Source organism: Methanothermobacter thermautotrophicus (assembly GCF_014889545.1).
In the GTDB taxonomy this organism is placed as follows: Archaea; Methanobacteriota; Methanobacteria; order Methanobacteriales; family Methanothermobacteraceae; genus Methanothermobacter; species Methanothermobacter thermautotrophicus_A.
In genome coordinates this window covers 97,926-115,594 of sequence record NZ_QKOF01000005.1, presented here as the reverse complement: position 1 = coordinate 115,594, position 17,669 = coordinate 97,926, and the positions used below count along the sequence as shown (strand labels likewise).

Here is a 17,669-nt window from a genome sequence, read left to right as displayed (position 1 = left end):
AATTTCATTTATTCTGTATATGATTGGCGCCTGAATTTTATTTTTTCATTGAGAGTTTTTAAGCAGCCAATTTCTTAAAAAAGTTCATTTACTGTTTCCAGGAGTGTAAAATTAAATAAAGATTGGGGTTATGCTGCTGTCCAGAGCAGCACACCGGGTTCCTGGTGGAGGAACTTGAAGGACGTCTGGTTGAATCCTCCGAGGAGGAAGAGCTTTGTGAAGACAGAATCCTCGAGTTCCCTGTTCATGATTATGGTCGTGTACTGGTTACCGCTTCCGATGACTATGAGGCTCAGCTGGGCGTCACTGTCAACAATCTCATTCTTAACAAGGAGGTTGCCCTCGATGATCATGAGCTTGTGGGGGTTTATCTTCTGGACCGTCATGTTGTTACCCACTGCTATGGTTGCATTGGTGGTGTTACCCTTCTTCTCTATTATTGTTCCCAGCACGTTATTCTGGTCCACCATGGTGTTCACGGTCTGGATAACTGTTGTGTTGTTAACCACCTGGGGCTTTGAGCTTCCCATGGATGGGTAGTAGCCATACCTTGAACCTGTCTTCTTCTTGAAGTCCCAGGTTCCAAAGTACGTCCACCATGGCGCCTTACCCAGCATGTCTGAGCTGAGGACAAGCACAAAGGGTTTTGGCTTTGTGGGGTGTGAATACCTGAGAACAGTGTCAGCCTCACTGTCACTGAGCCCGTAGCGCCCTATCATAACAGCCCGGGCCTCTTCCCTTGGAAGGCCCAGGGTTGCTGTCAGTATCTCGGCGGTCTTCCCGCTGTCATTTGTGTAGTTGTCAAGGGTCTCATAGGCGAGATCACCACTTGATGAGAGCATGGTTAGTATACCCCTTGAAAGTGTCTCGTTACTCGTTGTGAGGGCCTTACCTATCCAGTAGGCCCTTGGCGTGTTCTGACTACCACCGTCAAAGGTGACTGGCCTGTCCGCTGCAACTGCAAAGAGGTGTCCGAAGTCCCACCATGACATGACCACGGTGTCCCTGCTGGTGTTCTTCTTTACCCACTGCATTGAGTTCCACATACCATCATCTGTACCCGGGGCCACGGATGTTGTGATTGAGTGGGCTCCACTCACAGAGGGGGCCACAGCCGCAAGGACAACCAGGACCATCATGAAGGGGGCCCTGATCTCGGGCTTCTTCACTGAGTAGATGAATCCAGCCGCAAGCACCCCTGCAAGGAGCTTAACAGCCACCGAGACCCCGAAGGGCATAACCATGGCAACTGCTGCCACAAATACGATCAGTGCCAGTGATGATGTTGTTGTGAACCTCACCCTCAGGTACTCAACAAGGAATCCTGTGAATATCCCTGCTGAGAGTCCCAGGGGCATTGCAAATGTGGGTATGAACCTTGAACCCTTGGTAACAGCATATCCACTCATTATGAGCCATACGCCCATGAGGACAGCGTAGAGCAGGTAGCGGTGTCTCATCTCGCTGCTTGCAACAGGGATCCTCTTCTTCCTCATGAACTTGCTCTTCTTCCCGGCCCTCAGCTTATTTTCTGATTCATCCACCACAATCTCGGGCTGACGGTATTTCCAGATGAGGGATCCAACACCCAGAACACCGAGTATGAATACCAGGAGGCCACCAGCACCCCCAACGACTGAGTTTTGACCAGGGAGGAAGATGTTCCCGGCACCCGTTGCTATGAAGTCAGGCACCTGCAGTTCTGATACTGAGACATAGACGTTGGGGTAGGCCGTGGTCTGGGCGGTTGCCTGTATCTGGGTGGCGCCTATGAGTCCGCTCACAGCACCAGCGAGGCTTGAGAATCCTCCGAAAAGTCCTACCAGGACTCCTCCAGCTATCAGGAGAACCACAAGGGGGAAGAGTTCCCTCTGATGAATTAACCAGTCGAGTCTACCATCAAATTCACCTTCTGGTTTTTCTCCCAGGATGTACCTTGAAATGATAAGGTAGGCTGCAACGAATACGATGAGAACAGCCAGGTAGAATATGTAACCCACCCAGGCAGCTGAGAATACAAGGACTGAAACTGCCGCTGCAAGGGCATATCCGGCCCTGCCCCTGATATCGGAAGCCAGCATACCCTCTGTGAAGAACCAGAACACAAATAGGGGGAGGACGAAGTTGAACATGTCTGTGTCAAAGAACCCTGCATAGGTGTGGGCGACGTATGTAGGGACAAGCCCCACTATGAGGGCGGCTGTAACACCTCCGTAGTCATTGGTTATCCTCCTCACAAACAGGTAGGCCGGGATCACGCAGAGGGAACCTATGAAGGACCCCATCCAGAATGCGACCTCCTTGAGGCTGAAGTCCCCGAAGAAGTTCAGTATCCTGTAGGCAGCCGATGTGACGTATACGATGAGGGGTGGGTAGTCAACCGGTCTGCCTGGCGGATAGTAGGAGTGGAGGTCATAGGGTTTTCCATCAACGAGGGTATCACCCATTATGCCCTTATTCAGGTAGTTCATTGTTAACCTGTAGTTGTAGTAGGAGTCCATTTCACTGAAGTATGGGAGTCCATCTGCATCTTCATAGAACTTCTTGGCGTCGGCAGGGACTCCGCCAATGTTACTGGCCTCTGCTCTTATGTAAAAGACAACCGAGAAGAGCAGGACAATGATTATGAATGGCTTCAATTTTTCAAGCACACCTTGGATATCCATTTCACCGCCTCTTTCATCTGGTAATAAATTCAGGACATTGATGATGTTATATAAGGTTTTAGTGTGGTGACTTATAAGTTTTCATGTGGGCTTCATGCACCTGCTTCCTTGGATTCTTTGACCCCGGTTCTCAGAAATGTCATTGAATTGAATCAACCCTCAGGGACCTCATCAACTGAACATGTGAAGCGACACCGGGGGAAACCCTTGCAACCCACGAATTCCCCGTAACGGCCGGAGCGCTTTATGAGGTCTGAACCACACTCGGGGCATTTACCGACAACCTCTTCAACATCTGATTTCTCTTTACCACAGTTGGGGTCAAGACATGCCCTCTGGCGCGGCCTTCCATAGGATATAATGGGGAGATCGCACTTTTCGCAGCGGGTTTTAAGTACAGTTGCACCCTTTGGTAGCGAGTAAACGGTTCTGCAGTCAGGGTAGCGGGAACAACCCACAAATGTGCTCCTGTTCCTGGGAGAGTACTTTATAACGAGCTTACCGTCACAGGCCGGGCATTCGCCCACAACTCTGCTGTCCTGGTAGGCCCTGTAGAGGTCCCTTCCAATGTCCATGAGGTTATCCTCTATATCCCTGAGTATGGATCTTACCTCTGTGATCGCCTCATCTATAACCCTGTCCTTACTTATATTCCCCCTCATGATGTCCTCGAGTTCCCTCTCGAACTGCCTTGTGAGCTCCTCGCTGGTGATCTTCTCACAGTACCTTGTGAGGGTGTCAATGATGTTCTCACCCAGGGGACTGACACGTATCTTCTTCCCCTCAATGTACTTTCTGTCATAGAGCTTGGCTATTATATCAGCACGTGTCGACTTGGTTCCAAGACCCCTCCTCTCGAGTTCCCTGATGAGGGAGGCCTCGTTGTACCTTGCCGGGGGCTTCGTCTCCCTCTCATCTGCGCTGACGTTACGGACAGCCAGAGAGGCTCCACTGGATATATCAGGGAATTCTTCATCCTCCATCTTCGTGTAGGGATAGCTCTCCATCCAGCCACCCTTACTGACCCTCTTCCTTGAGAAGCTGAACTCCTCCTCTCCAATTTCAAGTTCGACCTTCATTGTCTGAAGGACTGCATCCTCTCCGAACACGCTTATGAACCGGTGTACTATGAGGTCATAAACCTTCTTCTCATCCTTTGAGAGCTCTGATGGGAGCAGACCTGTGGGGTGTATGGCCGGGTGAGCTTCATCCTCCTTTTTTCCCTCATGGGGTTTGAGGGGGCCCCTGAGCCTTTCAATGTGGACTCCGAAGCTGGGGTTCTTTGCAAGGTTTTTGAGGATCTTTTCGTACCCTATACTTTCAGGGAGCTTCTGGGAGGATGTCCTGGGATATGATGTGTAACCCTCGGTGTACAGATTCTGTGCGATCGTCTGTGTCTTCTTGGGGCTGAATCCAAAGACACGGTAGGCCTCTGACTGGAGGGTACCCAGGTCGAAGGGCACCGGGGGCTTTCTGATGGTCTCCCGTACCTTAACATCCTTAACCTCAGCGTCCCTGCCCTGGCACTTCTCGAGGATACTGTCAACCAGCTCCTGCTTGAATATTTTACCCCTCTTGCTCTCGGCGGTGATTCCTTCCTGGAGTTCAGCGCGTATTATCCAGTAGGGGACAGGTTTAAAGTCCCTTATCTCCTTCTCCCTTTCAACAAGTATTGCGAGGGTGGGGGTCTGAACCCTTCCTGCGGATAATTTTATGAAACGATTGGTGGCCGCCTTAACAGACTTCATGAGGGAGCGGGATATGTTCACTCCGAAAATGAAATCAAGTATGTGCCTTGCAGCGCCGCTGTCAACCTGTCCATAGTCAACTTCGATGGGGTTCTGGTAGGCCCTCTGTATCTCCTCCCGGGTGAGGGTTGAGAACTTCATCCTTGAGGTCTTCTGGAGGGCCTCATCACCGCAACCATATTTGAGGGCGTTGAAACCGATGAGGGTACCTTCAATGTCATAATCGCAGGCGTGTATGTAGCGGTCGGCACCGGCTGCAAATTTCTTTATAACGTTGAGGTAATCCTTAACATAACCCTTCTTCTTATCGATCTCGTGTATTGGTGCCCATTCAAGATCAAAGAAGTGTTCTTCGCTGTTTTTCTTGGGGCGGAGGGAGTAGAGGTGCCCCACAGCGGATACGATGGTGACCCTCTTATCACCCTCCACGTGTTCCCAGTAGGACACCTTTCCCTGTTTTTTCTTGGTGGCATCTGGAAACAGGGCCCCTGCAATCTTCTCTGATGATTTGGGCTTCTCACATATTATAACTTCATGCATCTTACCACTCAGGGATCTCACCTGTAGAATCCATAGAAGTCACTGCAGTAACTGCACATGGGGTACTTACCGTAATGATAATGACTTGAATCATCGGCGTTTATATTGAACTTCTTATGGCATATGAAGCACTCTTCTATCTTATTATCATCTGATATTTCTTCAATACAGGGATTGTCTATTCTTGAGCCTTCTGATTGGTCAGCACTGCCTGGATTCTCATGGTCCGGTTCCATATTCTCTCTGACTGAGGATTTTTTTCCAACCATAAGATCCCCTAAACTATCCTGTGTTTCTGGAGAAGAAGAAGCTCATCCTTTGTAAGTTTTTTACCCTCTTTGAATTTCTCATATATTTCACGGGCTCTTTCCTTCTCTTCATTATCCCTTTCCCGACTTTCTCTTCTCCTGACACTTCTATTCTCTGATCTCAGGGCGTTTATCCTATCGTTTATCTGGCGTATCTCACCGAGGGTTGATTTGAATTCTTCATGCTTCTCTGAGGCCATCCTCCTGAATTCGAGGAACTTCTCATGGGCCTCATCGGCCTTCTTGCGTATCTCATCTGTTTTTCTGAAGTACTCCAGCATCTTCTCATGGTAACCCTGGGCCTCCTCTGAGAGGGCTACAACCTTCTCATGGTACTCCTCTGACTTCTTCCTCAGTTCAAGTGCCTTTTCACGGGTTTCATCGTCCTCCTGAATCTTCATGAGTTTCTTCCGAAGCTCGTTCGCTGTCTTGACAAGTTCATTCTCCTTGTTAATGTCAAGGACCCTTGTTTCAATGATCTTGTCTATCCTCTTGATCTCGTTTTCAATCTTTATACGGTCCCTTCCTCCTGATGACCATTCAAGTTTGCGTATCTCATTGTTTATCTGGTCCCTCAGCTTCTTGTTTTCCTCGACCTGGGAGTTTATTTCATTACGCTTGTCCCTCAGTTCAACAGCCCTGTTGAGTGTTTCACGAAGTTCACTGTTGAGTTTGTCCCTCAGTTCCTTCATTTCACGCGCTTTTTTGTTCAGTTCATCCCTTTCAGAGGCGATTGCTGAGAGTTTATCCTCATACTCGTTTTTGAGTTCCATTACTTCCTCGTAACTCATCTTATTCAATTTATCATCAGCCTCTGCAACCTTTTCAATGATGGGCAGTATCTTGCGGAGGTCCTTCTCTTCAACAACGGCATCAGCCTTCTTCCGGAGGGCTGGTTTGGCATTGAAGGCTATGCCCAAACGTGCAGCTTCTATCATGGATATATCGTTGGCACCGTCACCAACTGCAACACACTCCCTGGGGCTTATGCCCTCCTTCTCGAGGATCCCGCAGAGGATGTCATACTTTGACTTTTCCACGAGGGGCCCGCTTACTTCACCGGTAAGTATACCATCTTCCTCATGGAGCCTGTTGCAGAAGAGGTAGTCTATGCCAAGCTTCTCCTTTATGGGCTCAGCCACAAGGTCAAAGCTTCCACTTATAACTGCAACCAGGTACCCCTTGTCCTTGAGGGCCCTTACTGTCTCCTCAGCCCCCTCCATAAGGGGCAGTTCATCTGCAACCTTCTTTATATCTTCCACCGCTGTCCCCTTGAGGAGTTTAACCCTCTCCCGTATTGAGGATTCAAAGTCAACATCACCTTGCATTGCCTTCTCGGTGATCTCCATTACTTCCTCTTCAACGCCAGCGATTTTTCCTATCTCGTCTATGGCTTCACCATCAATAATGACATTGTCAAGATCGAAAACTACAAGTTTAATCAAAAATATCACCATTAAATCAGATCTAACTCAGCAAGCCTTGCCTTTGTCTTTTCAACTCCAAGTTTAGCATCCTCTGCACTCTTGGCCCCTGTACACACAACCTTGCCTGAACCGAATAACAGGAGCACCACCTTGGGTTCATCCAGTCTGTAAACGAGTCCAGGGAACTGTTCGGGTTCATATTCAGTATTCTCAAGTCCAAGGGCAACAGCCTCAAGGTTGAGTGGTTTTCCGAGGTTTGCCGAGGCCACAATGTTCTGGATCTTTATTTCAAATTCCTCGGGTATGTCCGGGTCCATGGTCCTCATCATGTCAACTGTCAGTTTTATGGCCCTCTTGGAGTCCTCTATTGATTTGGCCCCTGTACATACAAGTTTACCTGATCCAAAAATCAGTGCGGCTGTCTTGGGCTCCTTTAATTTGTATACAAGTCCTGGAAACTGTTCCCTGTTAAAATCAACATTCTCAAGGGCTTCCGCAACTGTTTGAAGATCAATGGATTTTCCAAGGGTTGCTGAAGCAACAATATTTTCTATTTTGATATCCACATCTGTCAACTAGATACCTCCCGGTGAAGTTAAACCTACATATAAATTTAAATGCAACTATATTAATATTGACGTAAAAAACTAGTTATTATGAATAATAATACGGTTAATAATTCTGCAGCCCATATCCTTTACCAATGAAAAATTCTTTACAGAGAGAGACTGAAATCAAACTCTTTTCATTATTCAGCATCACCCTTAAATAATTTAACATACTTACTGAATATGGGGGGATGAAGTGGTTATTGATCCAAGGTTTTACAAGGAACAGCTTGATGAACTTGGGATTGAGGGCCTTGAAATAGACCCATCATCTGAGGAGGAGGCCCTTGAGCTTCTGGGGGAGGTTGAAGAGGCCATAAGGAACCTGAAGAGGATAAGGTACAACCTCCACCTGGATATGAGATTAATAAGGAGGGAGTACCTTGAGAAACTGAAGGACCCTCAGGTCAGGGCCGATGTTAAAAGGAGAAGGGCCCTTATTGATGAGAGGGACAGTACTCTGGGCCCCTATGAGGGAGTGGACAGGATAATTGACACCCTCCTTGACCAGCTGGAGGAGGCAGCCATATCCCTTAGGGAGTATGCAGGTCTTGAGGATGCTGCCGGCACTGAAGGCTGGTAGTGGTTATGATCGGTGCATTTTATAGAATCAAGGGGTGGTAACTTGATCGAGGTTGAGGTTAAGGCAAAGATCAATGATAGGGATGATATGCTTCAGCGGATACTCGCACTTGGAGGTTCTCATGTCTCCGACGAGGAACAGCATGACCTCTACTTCAATGCACCCCACAGGGACTTTGCTTTGACAGATGAGGCCCTGAGGATAAGGAGGTCCGGGGGAAAGACATTCATAACCTACAAGGGCCCTAAGATAGATGAAGAGAGCAAGACAAGGAAGGAACTCGAAACAGAGGTTTCTGATCACCAAACAGCCGCAGAGATACTGGAATCCCTGGGTTTCAGGAGGGTGAGGGAGGTTGTAAAGGAACGCAGTATCTACAGTATTGGAGAGTTCACAGTTTCCATTGATACCGTAAGGGGCCTCGGGACCTACCTTGAAATTGAGACTGATCTACCCGATGGGAGTGACTATGGGGAGGCCCTCAGTGAGATATTTGAGCTCTACAGAAAACTTGGCGTCGAGGATGGATTTGAGAGGCGGTCGTACCTTGAGCTCCTTGAACTGGCCAGGGAATAAGGATGATGGTCACCACTGTATCTCATATTCCAGATCATGGGGCTTGATTCAAAGGGAGGATCTTTGCAATGGTATAAGCGCACCTCTCCCTTTAACATGATGACACTCAGTATTATCAGCGCTCGAACATGCAAATGGAAGGCGGTGGGTTTTCTCACCAACATGATGACACTCAGTATTATCAGCGCCGGAAGATCCATGCACTCTCAAACCTTTTATACTAATATACCTAATTTTAAATAAATGCCAAGTCTTCATTTTAATAAAGCATTAAGGTGGTAATCCCTTGAGATACTTTGTTAGCCCCTTCAATAAAGAAGCTGAATTAAAATTTCCTGACAGGATCACGATTTACGATACAACACTGCGTGACGGGGAACAGACCCCCGGTGTATGCCTCGGAACAGAAGAAAAACTTGAAATAGCCAGAAAACTTGATGAACTCGGCATACATCAGATAGAGAGTGGCTTCCCCGTTGTATCAGAACAGGAAAGAGTTTCAGTGAAGACCATTGCAAATGAGGGCCTCAATGCAGAGATACTGGCACTCTGCAGGACAAAGAAGGATGACATAGATGCAGCAATAGACTGTGACGTGGATGGTGTCATAACATTCATGGCAACATCAGACCTCCACCTGAAACACAAACTTAAACTCACAAGGGAAGAGGCTCTGAACGTCTGCATGAACTCCATAGAGTATGCCAAGGACCATGGACTCTTCCTGGCATTTTCAGCAGAGGATGCAACAAGGACGGACCTTGACTTCCTCAAGCAGATATACCGCAGGGCCGAAAACTATGGTGCAGATAGGGTCCACATTGCAGATACCGTGGGCGCCATAAGCCCCCAGGGCATGGACTACCTTGTAAGGGAACTGCGCAGGGACATAAAGGTTGACATAGCACTGCACTGCCACAACGACTTTGGAATGGCCCTATCAAACTCAATAGCAGGGCTGCTTGCAGGTGGAACTGCAGTTTCAACAACCGTTAACGGTATAGGTGAAAGAGCAGGCAACACGTCCCTTGAAGAACTGATCATGGCCCTCCAGATAATCTACGAGGTTGACCTTGGATTCAATGTGGGCGTCCTATATGAACTCTCAAGGCTGGTGGAGAGACACACAAGAATGAAGGTCCCTGAGAACAAGCCCATAGTCGGCAGGAACGTATTCAGGCATGAATCAGGTATACACGTCGACGCAGTCATAGAGGAGCCCCTGACCTATGAGCCCTTCCTCCCTGAGATGATAGGTCACCAGCGCAAGATAGTGCTGGGTAAACACTCAGGGTGCCGTGCAGTCAAGGCCAAACTTGAGGAGTACGGCATCGATGTTACCCGGGAGGAACTCTGCAGGATAGTCGAGGAGGTAAAGAAAAACAGGGAGAAGGGCAGGTACATCAACGATGAACTCTTCTATAGAATCGTGAAATCCGTAAGGGGACCCGTAGACTTCTAGGTGGTTAAAATGAACATGACGGAGAAGATCCTTGCAGAGGCAGCAGGACTGAGGGAGGTCACACCCGGCGAGATAATAGAGGCAGGGGTTGACCTCGCCATGACCCATGACGGCACCTCACCCCCCACCATCAGGACCTTCAGGGACATAGCCTCAAGGGGAGGCCCCGGCAGGGTCTGGGACCCTGAGAGGATAGTCATGGTATTTGACCACAACGTACCACCCAACACAATCGGTGCTGCTGAGTTCCAGAAGGTCACAAGGGAATTCGCCAGGGAACAGGGTATAGTGAACATATTCCAGAACGCAGCAGGCATATGCCACCAGGTCCTGCCAGAGAAGGGATTTTTAAGGCCCGGGATGGTCATCGTCGGGGCGGACTCCCACACATGCACCTACGGGGCCTTCGGGGCCTTCGCAACTGGTATGGGGGCCACTGACATGGCCATGGTCTTTGCAACAGGCAGGACCTGGTTCATGGTACCTGAGGCAATGAGGATGGAGGTCACAGGGAAACTCAGGGGACACGTCTATGCAAAGGACGTCATCCTCCACATTATAGGCGAGATTGGTGTTGATGGTGCAACCTACCGTTCCGTGGAGTTCACAGGTGACACCATCGAGAGCATGGATGTTGCAGGGAGGATGACCATCTGCAACATGGCAGTTGAGATGGGTGCAAAGAACGGTATAATGGAGCCCAACAGGGAGACGCTGGACTATTTGAGGGCGCGCACAGGCAGGGACTTCAGGGTTTACAGTTCAGATGAGGACAGCCAGTACATTGAAGATCATCAATTCGATGTCTCAGACCTTGAACCCCAGGTGGCCTGCCCAGACGACGTGGACAACGTCTGCCCTGTCCACAGGGTCCAGGGAACCCACATAGACGAGGCCTTCCTGGGTTCATGCACCAACGGCCGATACGAGGACCTGAAAATCGCTGCAGAGGTTATAGGCGACAGGAAGGTCCATGAGGATGTGAGGTTCATAGTCTCACCAGCATCAAGGGAGATCTACCTCAGGGCACTGGAGGACGGTATAATAGAGACCTTCATCAGGGCAGGGGCCATAGTATGCAACCCTGGCTGCGGGCCTTGTCTGGGAGCCCACATGGGAGTCCTTGCTCCAGGGGAGGTCAGCATAGCAACAACCAACAGGAACTTCAGGGGAAGGATGGGTGACCCATCATCCAGTGTCTACCTGGCCAACCCGGCAGTTGTCGCAGAATCAGCCATTGAAGGGGTAATAAGCGCCCCTGAACAGGAGGCAGGAAATGGATGTTAATGTCATGGAGGAGATTGAGCGTATTGAGAGGCTCATAGGGAAACTCTCAAACACCCAGAAGATACTGCTCTCAACAGACGGCTCGGTGACAAGGATACTTGACGTCCTGCGGGGGACGGTGACCATAAGGACCCTAAAACAGGAATTCATGCCATGCAACCAGGAGATAGCAGATAAACTAAAAATATCCCTGGGAGATCCTGTGAACTACAGGGTTGTTGTCATAGGAAACAGGGAGCCCCTAATACATGCCGTATCATACATACCCCTTTCAAGGCTCGACGATGGATTCAGGGAGGACCTTATAAGGGCCGATATACCCATCGGGAGGATTCTCAGGAAGCATAACATAGAGTCAAGGAGGGAGATAGAGGTCCTGGATATTGAGGATCCGACCCCCCAGCTGAGGGAGATATTCGGGACTGACTCCCCCATGCTAACAAGGACCTACAACATCATCCATGAGGGCGAGGTTCTCATAAGGATAAAGGAGACCTTCCCCTTTGAATGGTTCAGGGAGGAGTTTTAAAGATCAGGGGGTGTTCAGATGGGAGTTAAACTCAGGGATGTTGTATCGCCACGAAGGATACGCCTCGAGGACCTGAGGGGTAGATCGGTGGCAGTCGACGCAGCCAACACCCTCTACCAGTTCCTATCAAGTATAAGGCAGAGGGATGGAACACCCCTCATGGATTCCATGGGTAGAGTAACATCACACCTCAGCGGCATACTCTACAGGACAGCCGCAGTCATGGAGAGGGAGATAAGGCCAGTATATGTCTTCGATGGGCGGTCCCACCACCTCAAGGGAGAGACCGTGAGCAGGAGGGTTGATGACCGGAAGAAATCGGAGATGGAGTGGAAGAGGGCCCTTGAGGAGGGAGACATTGATAGGGCAAGGAAATATGCTGTAAGGTCCTCAAGGATGTCCCAGGATATAGTAGAAAGTTCAAAGAGGCTCCTGGAACTCCTCGGGATACCTTATGTACAGGCACCAGGAGAGGGGGAGGCCCAGGCATCCTACATGGTTAAGAGGGGCGATGCATGGGCAGTGGCATCCCAGGACTATGATTGCCTCCTCTTCGGCGCCCCCAGAGTTCTAAGAAACCTCACACTAAGCGGAAAACTTGAGGACCCCGAGATCATTGAACTCGAGTCAACCCTTAGGGAACTCTCAATAAGCCACAAACAGCTCGTTGACATGGCGCTCCTGGTTGGCACCGACTTCAATGAGGGTGTGAGGGGAATAGGTGCAAGGCGCGGACTCAAACTCATAAGGGAGAAGGGTGACATTTTCAAGGTCATCAGGGACCTTGAAGCTGACATAGGCGGCGACCCTGAGGTCCTAAGGAGGATCTTCCTGGAGCCAGAGGTTTCAGAGGACTATGAGATCCGGTGGAGAAAACCTGACGTGGATGGTGTTATCGAGTTCCTCTGCCTTGAACACGGTTTTTCAGAGGAACGTGTGAGGGCGGCACTTAAAAAATTTGAGGGGGTGTCCTCCACACAGAAAAGCCTCGAGGACTGGTTCTAGATGCACCAATCTGGCAATTGAAGCAGTTCCATCTGGAATGCTGGAACAATTAATTTTGCTCTGTTCCGGCTTCTTACCAATGTCCTTATCAGGTGTTTATTCTGCACAGGTTATGAAGTCCCCCACTCCCTTACCTCCTCGAGGTCGGGTTCATCCAGGAATCCCCTCTTACTGCAGAATTCAATGAGTCTCCTGTAGGCGGGGTGGGCTGAGAGTGTCCTGCTATCCCCGATTATTATTAGCTTACGCCTGGCACGGGTGAGTGAAACGTTTAGACGCCTCAGATCCTTCAGGAACCCGATTCCACCATTCCTGTTGCTTCTAACCATTGATATTATTATAACATCCTTTTCACGGCCCTGGAAGCCGTCAACACTGTTCACCTCAACATCCACCATTGAGGATATGAGGTCCACCTGGTCATCGTAGGGGGTTATTATGCCGATGGCATCTGCCTTAACACCCATCCTCATGAGGGAACGGGATAATAGGACTGCAAGGTCCGCTTCAAGGGGGTTCTGTATGGAGGTTGAACCCTTTAACCTGCGTTCACCACCATCCAGTCTTGAGGTGTCAATGAAGAGGACGGGCCGAGGATCTGCGAGTTTCCGGCAGATACCTGAGTCAGGGACATCCCCAATGATGTCCATGATGGATATCCTCTCAAGGGATGGATGGGCCCTTATTCTACCCCCATAGAATTCACGGTTGGGAAACTCCATTATATCAGGGTGCATGCGGTACTGGCAGTTCAGCATCCAGGACCTCTCAGGGTGGCGTCCAATGAGCTCTTCAAAGAGGGTCCTCTCAAGTTCGGATGCGTCCCTGCTGAGTATTGTGGGCGGAAGCTGCCTGTGGTCCCCTGCCAGTACGAATCTTGGTGCACGTGCAAGGGGTATGAGTATGCTGGGTATTGTTGCCTGGGATGCCTCATCAACGATGACAGCATCGAAGCTTACACCGTCTATGTACTCCAGTGCCGCCGAGGAGTTGGTTGAAAGGACCACCTGACTCTCCATGATTATCCTGTCAACGATTCTCATCTCGGCCTCCTGAAGCCTGCTGTGGAGCTCATCTATCCTTTTGTTGGTCTCTATCCACCTGGCCATTGAGATCATGACGTTAGGTGAGACGCCCCTCGCACCCCTCCTCTTCGTGGCGTTGATGAGTATCTGTGTGTCACTGAGGCCCCTCCTTAGCTGTGGTGTTGGTTTCTGGTGCCTCTCACGCTCTTCTATGAGCTCATCGATCTTCTCCTGGTATTTCAGGACAGTCCTGTATTCGGGGTGATTTTCAATTTTATAGGCGAGGGTCTCCCTGAGGTTTTCCCTTGAAACCCTCTGGGGGTGCCCCAGGCGGACGCATCTAACATGCCCTGCGATTCCCTCCAGGAGGTTATCAACGGCGGCGTTGCTCTCGGCGGTTACAAGGACCCTGCTGCCCCTCATGACCTCCTGCCTTATGAGCTCATGGAGCGTGCGGGTTTTACCGGTTCCGAAGGGGCCGTGTATCAGAAAGAAATCCTCTGATCCAAGGGCCCTACCGATGGCTTCCCTCTGCGATTCGTTGAGTTCAGGGTCCACAGTATGGAAATCAACCGAATCAGCCCCACCTGAAGGTTCCTCTGTACCGCACAGGAAACCCAGGACCCTGAGCACGTTTCTGGTTGGGGATTTGAGGTTGTCAATCATCCTCTGGAAGGTCACATCATTGGCGTAGAGGTCTATCCTGACATTTTTGAGGGCCCACCTGGGCACATTTTCAAGGGCAACAACCAGGAACCTCTTACCCTTCGCTGCAACGGTACCGGTAAGGTCGCTTCTGAGGGGATCTCCCCGGCTTATCAGGACGAGGTCACCCACGGATATCTGGGTGTCTATCGGGTCCCGCCTTCCATACTTGACAAGGTGAAATCCGAGCTCCCTCCCGGTTATCTTACCGTTCAACCCATTCACTGCCCTCCCGACTCTCTCACGCTGGCGGGGGGAGAGCCTCCTTATCTCATTCATCATGGCGTTTATCTCGGCTTCCCTCTCCATTTCAACAAGCCTTATGAGCCTCTTTATGTATGATTTCACCCTGCTGATTCTCTCACCCTCTTGATATTTATGGAAACTCCAATCCATCTCATATTCTGTCCTTTTATCTGGTGTCCCTCCATGATCTGGGTTGACGTCTATACTATCCTGCCCTGGGGCTATGCTGTTGGATTCTGTCATTGTCCTGACAGGCTGTATATATTCGGCCATTCAGGTTCCCTGCTGTCCCTGAGGATTCTGAACCTGCAAAGCGGATTTGATTTAGAATGGGGGGTACTCCCCGAAGAACTCCCGGGCATATATTCTAGCGGTTTCAACCTGTTCAGGGTACCTCTTTCCAAGGCGAAGTTCAAGTTCTTCTCTTGTTTCTGAGGAGGCAACTGTCCTCAGAAATTCCACATAGACCTCAAGACTCTTATCGGATCCCCCATCCAGGCATGGCATCTCAACTGTGAGACAGATATCCTCCCGCCTGAAGAGCTTCTTGCGTATGTGTGGAGACACAGATCCTATAAGCACACCCTCTTCAAGTTCTATGAGGGGGGGCACACCCTCAGACGCCTTCCTTGAAGGATCTGTGAGCCTGCCGTAGTTCTCCCTGCGGTAGCAGTGGGCCTCCAGGTAGGTTGATGGTCGGTACCTCTCTATGAGTCCAAGTATCTCCTTCCCCCGGGGGGTCGTGTAGTAGTCGGGGTTCAGGGTGCTTATGTAGGGGGTGGGGTTGCAGCTGTATATGATCAGCCTGCCACGCTTTATGTCATTGAAACCCAGCCTCCGGAGGGCCCTTATGGTTGTGAGGCCTTCCCTTCCATGCACACCACCCACAAATAACCTTACAGGGCCATCCCCCTTATCTATGAATCTGAAAAATCCCAATATGGTCACCCGCAGATAGATCAGGTCCCTTCTTCCCAGTTTTCAAGGTAAAGCCTCTGTTCTTCTGTGAGTTCGTCGATCTCAATGCCCATGGCATCGAGTTTCATCCGGGCAACCATCATGTCTATTTCATCGGGTGCCCTGTAGACGCCAGGGTCTGGTTTCTCATGGAGGAGGTGTCTTGCTGATAGTGCCTGCATTGCAAAGCTCATATCCATTATCTCTGCGGGGTGGCCCTGGCCGCGCTCGGATGCAAGGTTTACCAGCCTTCCATCAGCCAGGAGGTATAATTTACGTCCATCAGGCATTATGAATAACTCGATGTCCTCCTTAACCTCCCTCTTATCCCTTGATAGTTCTTCAAGGACATCCCTGTTTATCTCGACGTTGAAGTGGCCGGAGTTTGCCATTACACAGCCATCCTTCATGTTCAGGAATTCAGATTCAGAAACAACATCGGTGTTCCCTGTGGCTGTTATAAGTATATCAGCCTCCCTAACAGCATCCGAAACCTTCATAACCCTGAAACCATCCATACGGGCTTCAAGAGCCCTTATAGGATCCACTTCGGTCACTATTACGCTGGCTCCAAGCCCCTCAGCCCTCATGGCTATACCTCGACCGCACCAGCCGTAGCCGCATACCACGACGGTCTTCCCGGCTATCAGCATGTTTGTGGTCCCCATTATGGAGTCAAAGGTTGACTGTCCGGTACCGTAGCGGTTGTCGAAGAGGTACTTGGTGTAGGCGTCGTTCACAGCCATCACAGGGAACTTGAGGGCTCCGTCGGCTGCCATGGCCCTAAGCCGGTTTATACCTGTGGTTGTCTCTTCACAGGCACCTATTATCCCATCAAGGAGTTCTGGTCTCTCCCGGTGGACAAGGAATATCATGTCTGCACCGTCATCGATGAGGATCTCCGGTTCATGGTCAAGGACGCGGTGTATGTTCTCATAGTACTCCTCCTTTGTCTCCCCACGCCACCCGTACATGTTGAGTCCCATCTTCGCCCCGGCGGCTGTGGCGTCGTCCTGGGTTGATAGGGGGTTGCATCCGGTCATGGCGACCTCTGCACCTCCAGCCTTGAGTGTGAGGCCAAGGTTTATGGTCTTTGGTTCGAGGTGAAGACAGGATCCTATGGTGACCCCCCTGAAGGGTTTCTCCTCTGAGAAGTCACTTTTTATCCTTTCAAGTACAGGCATGTGTTCCTGAACCCATCTGATCTTTTTTTCGCCCTGAGGGGCCAATGAAATATCTTTAACTCTGTATGGCATCGCATCACCCGATTAACATGTTGGAGTTCCTTGTCTGTAGATAATAGGTTGTGGGTCATCACTTAAAAATAATTAATGGGTCTCCTGTGTTAATCTCCGGGGAGATCACTGAACTCAGGGAGGCCCTCAATAACGCCATTCAGTGCACTGGAGTTCATGAATCAGATCTTGTAAGAATGAGTGATGGTGTCCATACCAATTCTTTTGTAATATGTCCTGTTTTCATGAGTACCATCTAGTTTTAAGCATCTGATCAAAAATTGATAAATTTAGAAGGTTGTTAAATCCAATAAAGGAAAAAGTACATGGTTTGGGGTTATAATGAGTGAAATAGCTGAGTATTTAGATAAAATCTATAGGGATATCTCAGGTCCCTTCAAGGATCAAAACATATATGTCCAGAACAGAGGGGGTATAACAAGCATCAGATTATTTGATGAGACCGATTTGCATGAGGGAGAGGCCAGAGCTCATTGGGTAGGGACTTCTCATATCATGATTTTTGATGATGAAGAACCCTTCCTTGCCATCGAGGCAAAAACTGCGGCCACTCCCAAAGAAATTGCCGGGCCAATCCCACTCTACGCACTAACACGTATAGTTAAAATTAATGAAAAACCTTATGATGTGGAATCTCCACTTCTTCTCTAATTACAGTTCCAGATCAGCCCAGAGGGTAAAAGAGTGAGCAATTATCTGACTTAGAGAACAAGTTAAAAGATATACTTGATTTAGAGAGCA

Annotated in this window: 15 protein-coding genes; 7 read left to right on the top strand and 8 right to left on the bottom strand. The window is 49.6% G+C overall.

Annotated elements, in window-relative coordinates:
- Nucleotides 1-128: 128 nt before the first annotated feature.
- The 5 genes from DNK57_RS03115 to DNK57_RS03095 all read right to left on the bottom strand — a co-directional run bounded on the left by DNK57_RS03115 (nucleotide 129) and on the right by DNK57_RS03095 (nucleotide 7,264).
- Entirely contained in the window at nucleotides 129-2,666 is a 2,538-nt protein-coding gene (locus DNK57_RS03115; protein WP_192961591.1) for a dolichyl-diphosphooligosaccharide--protein glycosyltransferase subunit STT3, read from the bottom strand.
- A gap of 152 nt (nucleotides 2,667-2,818) precedes the next feature.
- Nucleotides 2,819-4,954, bottom strand: a complete 2,136-nt coding sequence (topA, locus tag DNK57_RS03110; protein ID WP_192961590.1) for a DNA topoisomerase I — start codon at nucleotides 4,952-4,954, stop codon at nucleotides 2,819-2,821.
- Between the two features lie 17 nt (nucleotides 4,955-4,971).
- On the bottom strand, nucleotides 4,972-5,223 hold the full coding sequence (locus DNK57_RS03105) for a hypothetical protein (RefSeq protein WP_192961823.1): 252 nt from the start codon (nucleotides 5,221-5,223) through the stop codon (nucleotides 4,972-4,974).
- An 8-nt stretch (nucleotides 5,224-5,231) separates the two neighbouring features.
- Nucleotides 5,232-6,707 (bottom strand): phosphoserine phosphatase SerB, encoded by a 1,476-nt coding sequence (serB, locus tag DNK57_RS03100; protein WP_192961589.1) that lies wholly within the window; start codon nucleotides 6,705-6,707, stop codon nucleotides 5,232-5,234.
- An 11-nt stretch (nucleotides 6,708-6,718) separates the two neighbouring features.
- Entirely contained in the window at nucleotides 6,719-7,264 is a 546-nt protein-coding gene (locus DNK57_RS03095; protein ID WP_013295048.1) for a TATA-box-binding protein, read from the bottom strand.
- A 229-nt stretch (nucleotides 7,265-7,493) separates the two neighbouring features.
- Here DNK57_RS03095 and DNK57_RS03090 point away from each other — a divergent pair, with 229 nt between their 5' ends.
- From DNK57_RS03090 to fen, 6 genes are all read left to right on the top strand, one after another.
- Complete coding sequence (locus DNK57_RS03090) at nucleotides 7,494-7,880, top strand: hypothetical protein (protein WP_192961588.1); 387 nt, start codon at nucleotides 7,494-7,496, stop codon at nucleotides 7,878-7,880.
- Between the two features lie 42 nt (nucleotides 7,881-7,922).
- Complete coding sequence (gene cyaB, locus DNK57_RS03085; protein WP_192961587.1) at nucleotides 7,923-8,456, top strand: class IV adenylate cyclase; 534 nt, start codon at nucleotides 7,923-7,925, stop codon at nucleotides 8,454-8,456.
- A 286-nt stretch (nucleotides 8,457-8,742) separates the two neighbouring features.
- Nucleotides 8,743-9,918: a homocitrate synthase family protein gene (locus DNK57_RS03080; RefSeq protein ID WP_192961586.1), complete on the top strand. Its 1,176-nt coding sequence runs from the start codon at nucleotides 8,743-8,745 to the stop codon at nucleotides 9,916-9,918.
- A 9-nt stretch (nucleotides 9,919-9,927) separates the two neighbouring features.
- Complete coding sequence (gene hacA / locus DNK57_RS03075) at nucleotides 9,928-11,205, top strand: homoaconitase large subunit (RefSeq protein WP_192961585.1); 1,278 nt, start codon at nucleotides 9,928-9,930, stop codon at nucleotides 11,203-11,205.
- Entirely contained in the window at nucleotides 11,195-11,734 is a 540-nt protein-coding gene (locus DNK57_RS03070) for a chorismate--pyruvate lyase family protein (protein WP_192961584.1), read from the top strand. Before hacA ends, DNK57_RS03070 begins: the two co-directional genes overlap by 11 nt.
- 18 nt (nucleotides 11,735-11,752) lie before the next feature.
- Entirely contained in the window at nucleotides 11,753-12,739 is a 987-nt protein-coding gene (gene fen / locus DNK57_RS03065) for a flap endonuclease-1 (RefSeq protein WP_192961583.1), read from the top strand.
- A gap of 110 nt (nucleotides 12,740-12,849) precedes the next feature.
- Here the strand turns inward: fen and DNK57_RS03060 are convergent, their stop codons facing one another.
- The 3 genes from DNK57_RS03060 to ahcY are packed head-to-tail and all read right to left on the bottom strand — an operon-like array spanning nucleotide 12,850 to nucleotide 16,928.
- Nucleotides 12,850-14,988: an IGHMBP2 family helicase gene (locus DNK57_RS03060; RefSeq protein ID WP_226891020.1), complete on the bottom strand. Its 2,139-nt coding sequence runs from the start codon at nucleotides 14,986-14,988 to the stop codon at nucleotides 12,850-12,852.
- A gap of 51 nt (nucleotides 14,989-15,039) precedes the next feature.
- A complete protein-coding gene (locus DNK57_RS03055; protein ID WP_320056851.1) occupies nucleotides 15,040-15,663 on the bottom strand; it encodes a DUF2119 domain-containing protein in 624 nt (207 codons plus the stop codon).
- 11 nt (nucleotides 15,664-15,674) lie between these two features.
- Nucleotides 15,675-16,928 carry an adenosylhomocysteinase gene (gene ahcY / locus DNK57_RS03050; RefSeq protein WP_192961581.1) on the bottom strand — a complete coding sequence of 418 codons (1,254 nt, stop codon included), beginning with the start codon at nucleotides 16,926-16,928 and terminating at the stop codon, nucleotides 15,675-15,677.
- A gap of 321 nt (nucleotides 16,929-17,249) precedes the next feature.
- Here ahcY and DNK57_RS03045 point away from each other — a divergent pair, with 321 nt between their 5' ends.
- A complete protein-coding gene (locus tag DNK57_RS03045; protein ID WP_192961580.1) occupies nucleotides 17,250-17,579 on the top strand; it encodes a hypothetical protein in 330 nt (109 codons plus the stop codon).
- The last annotated feature ends 90 nt before the right edge of the window (nucleotides 17,580-17,669 follow it).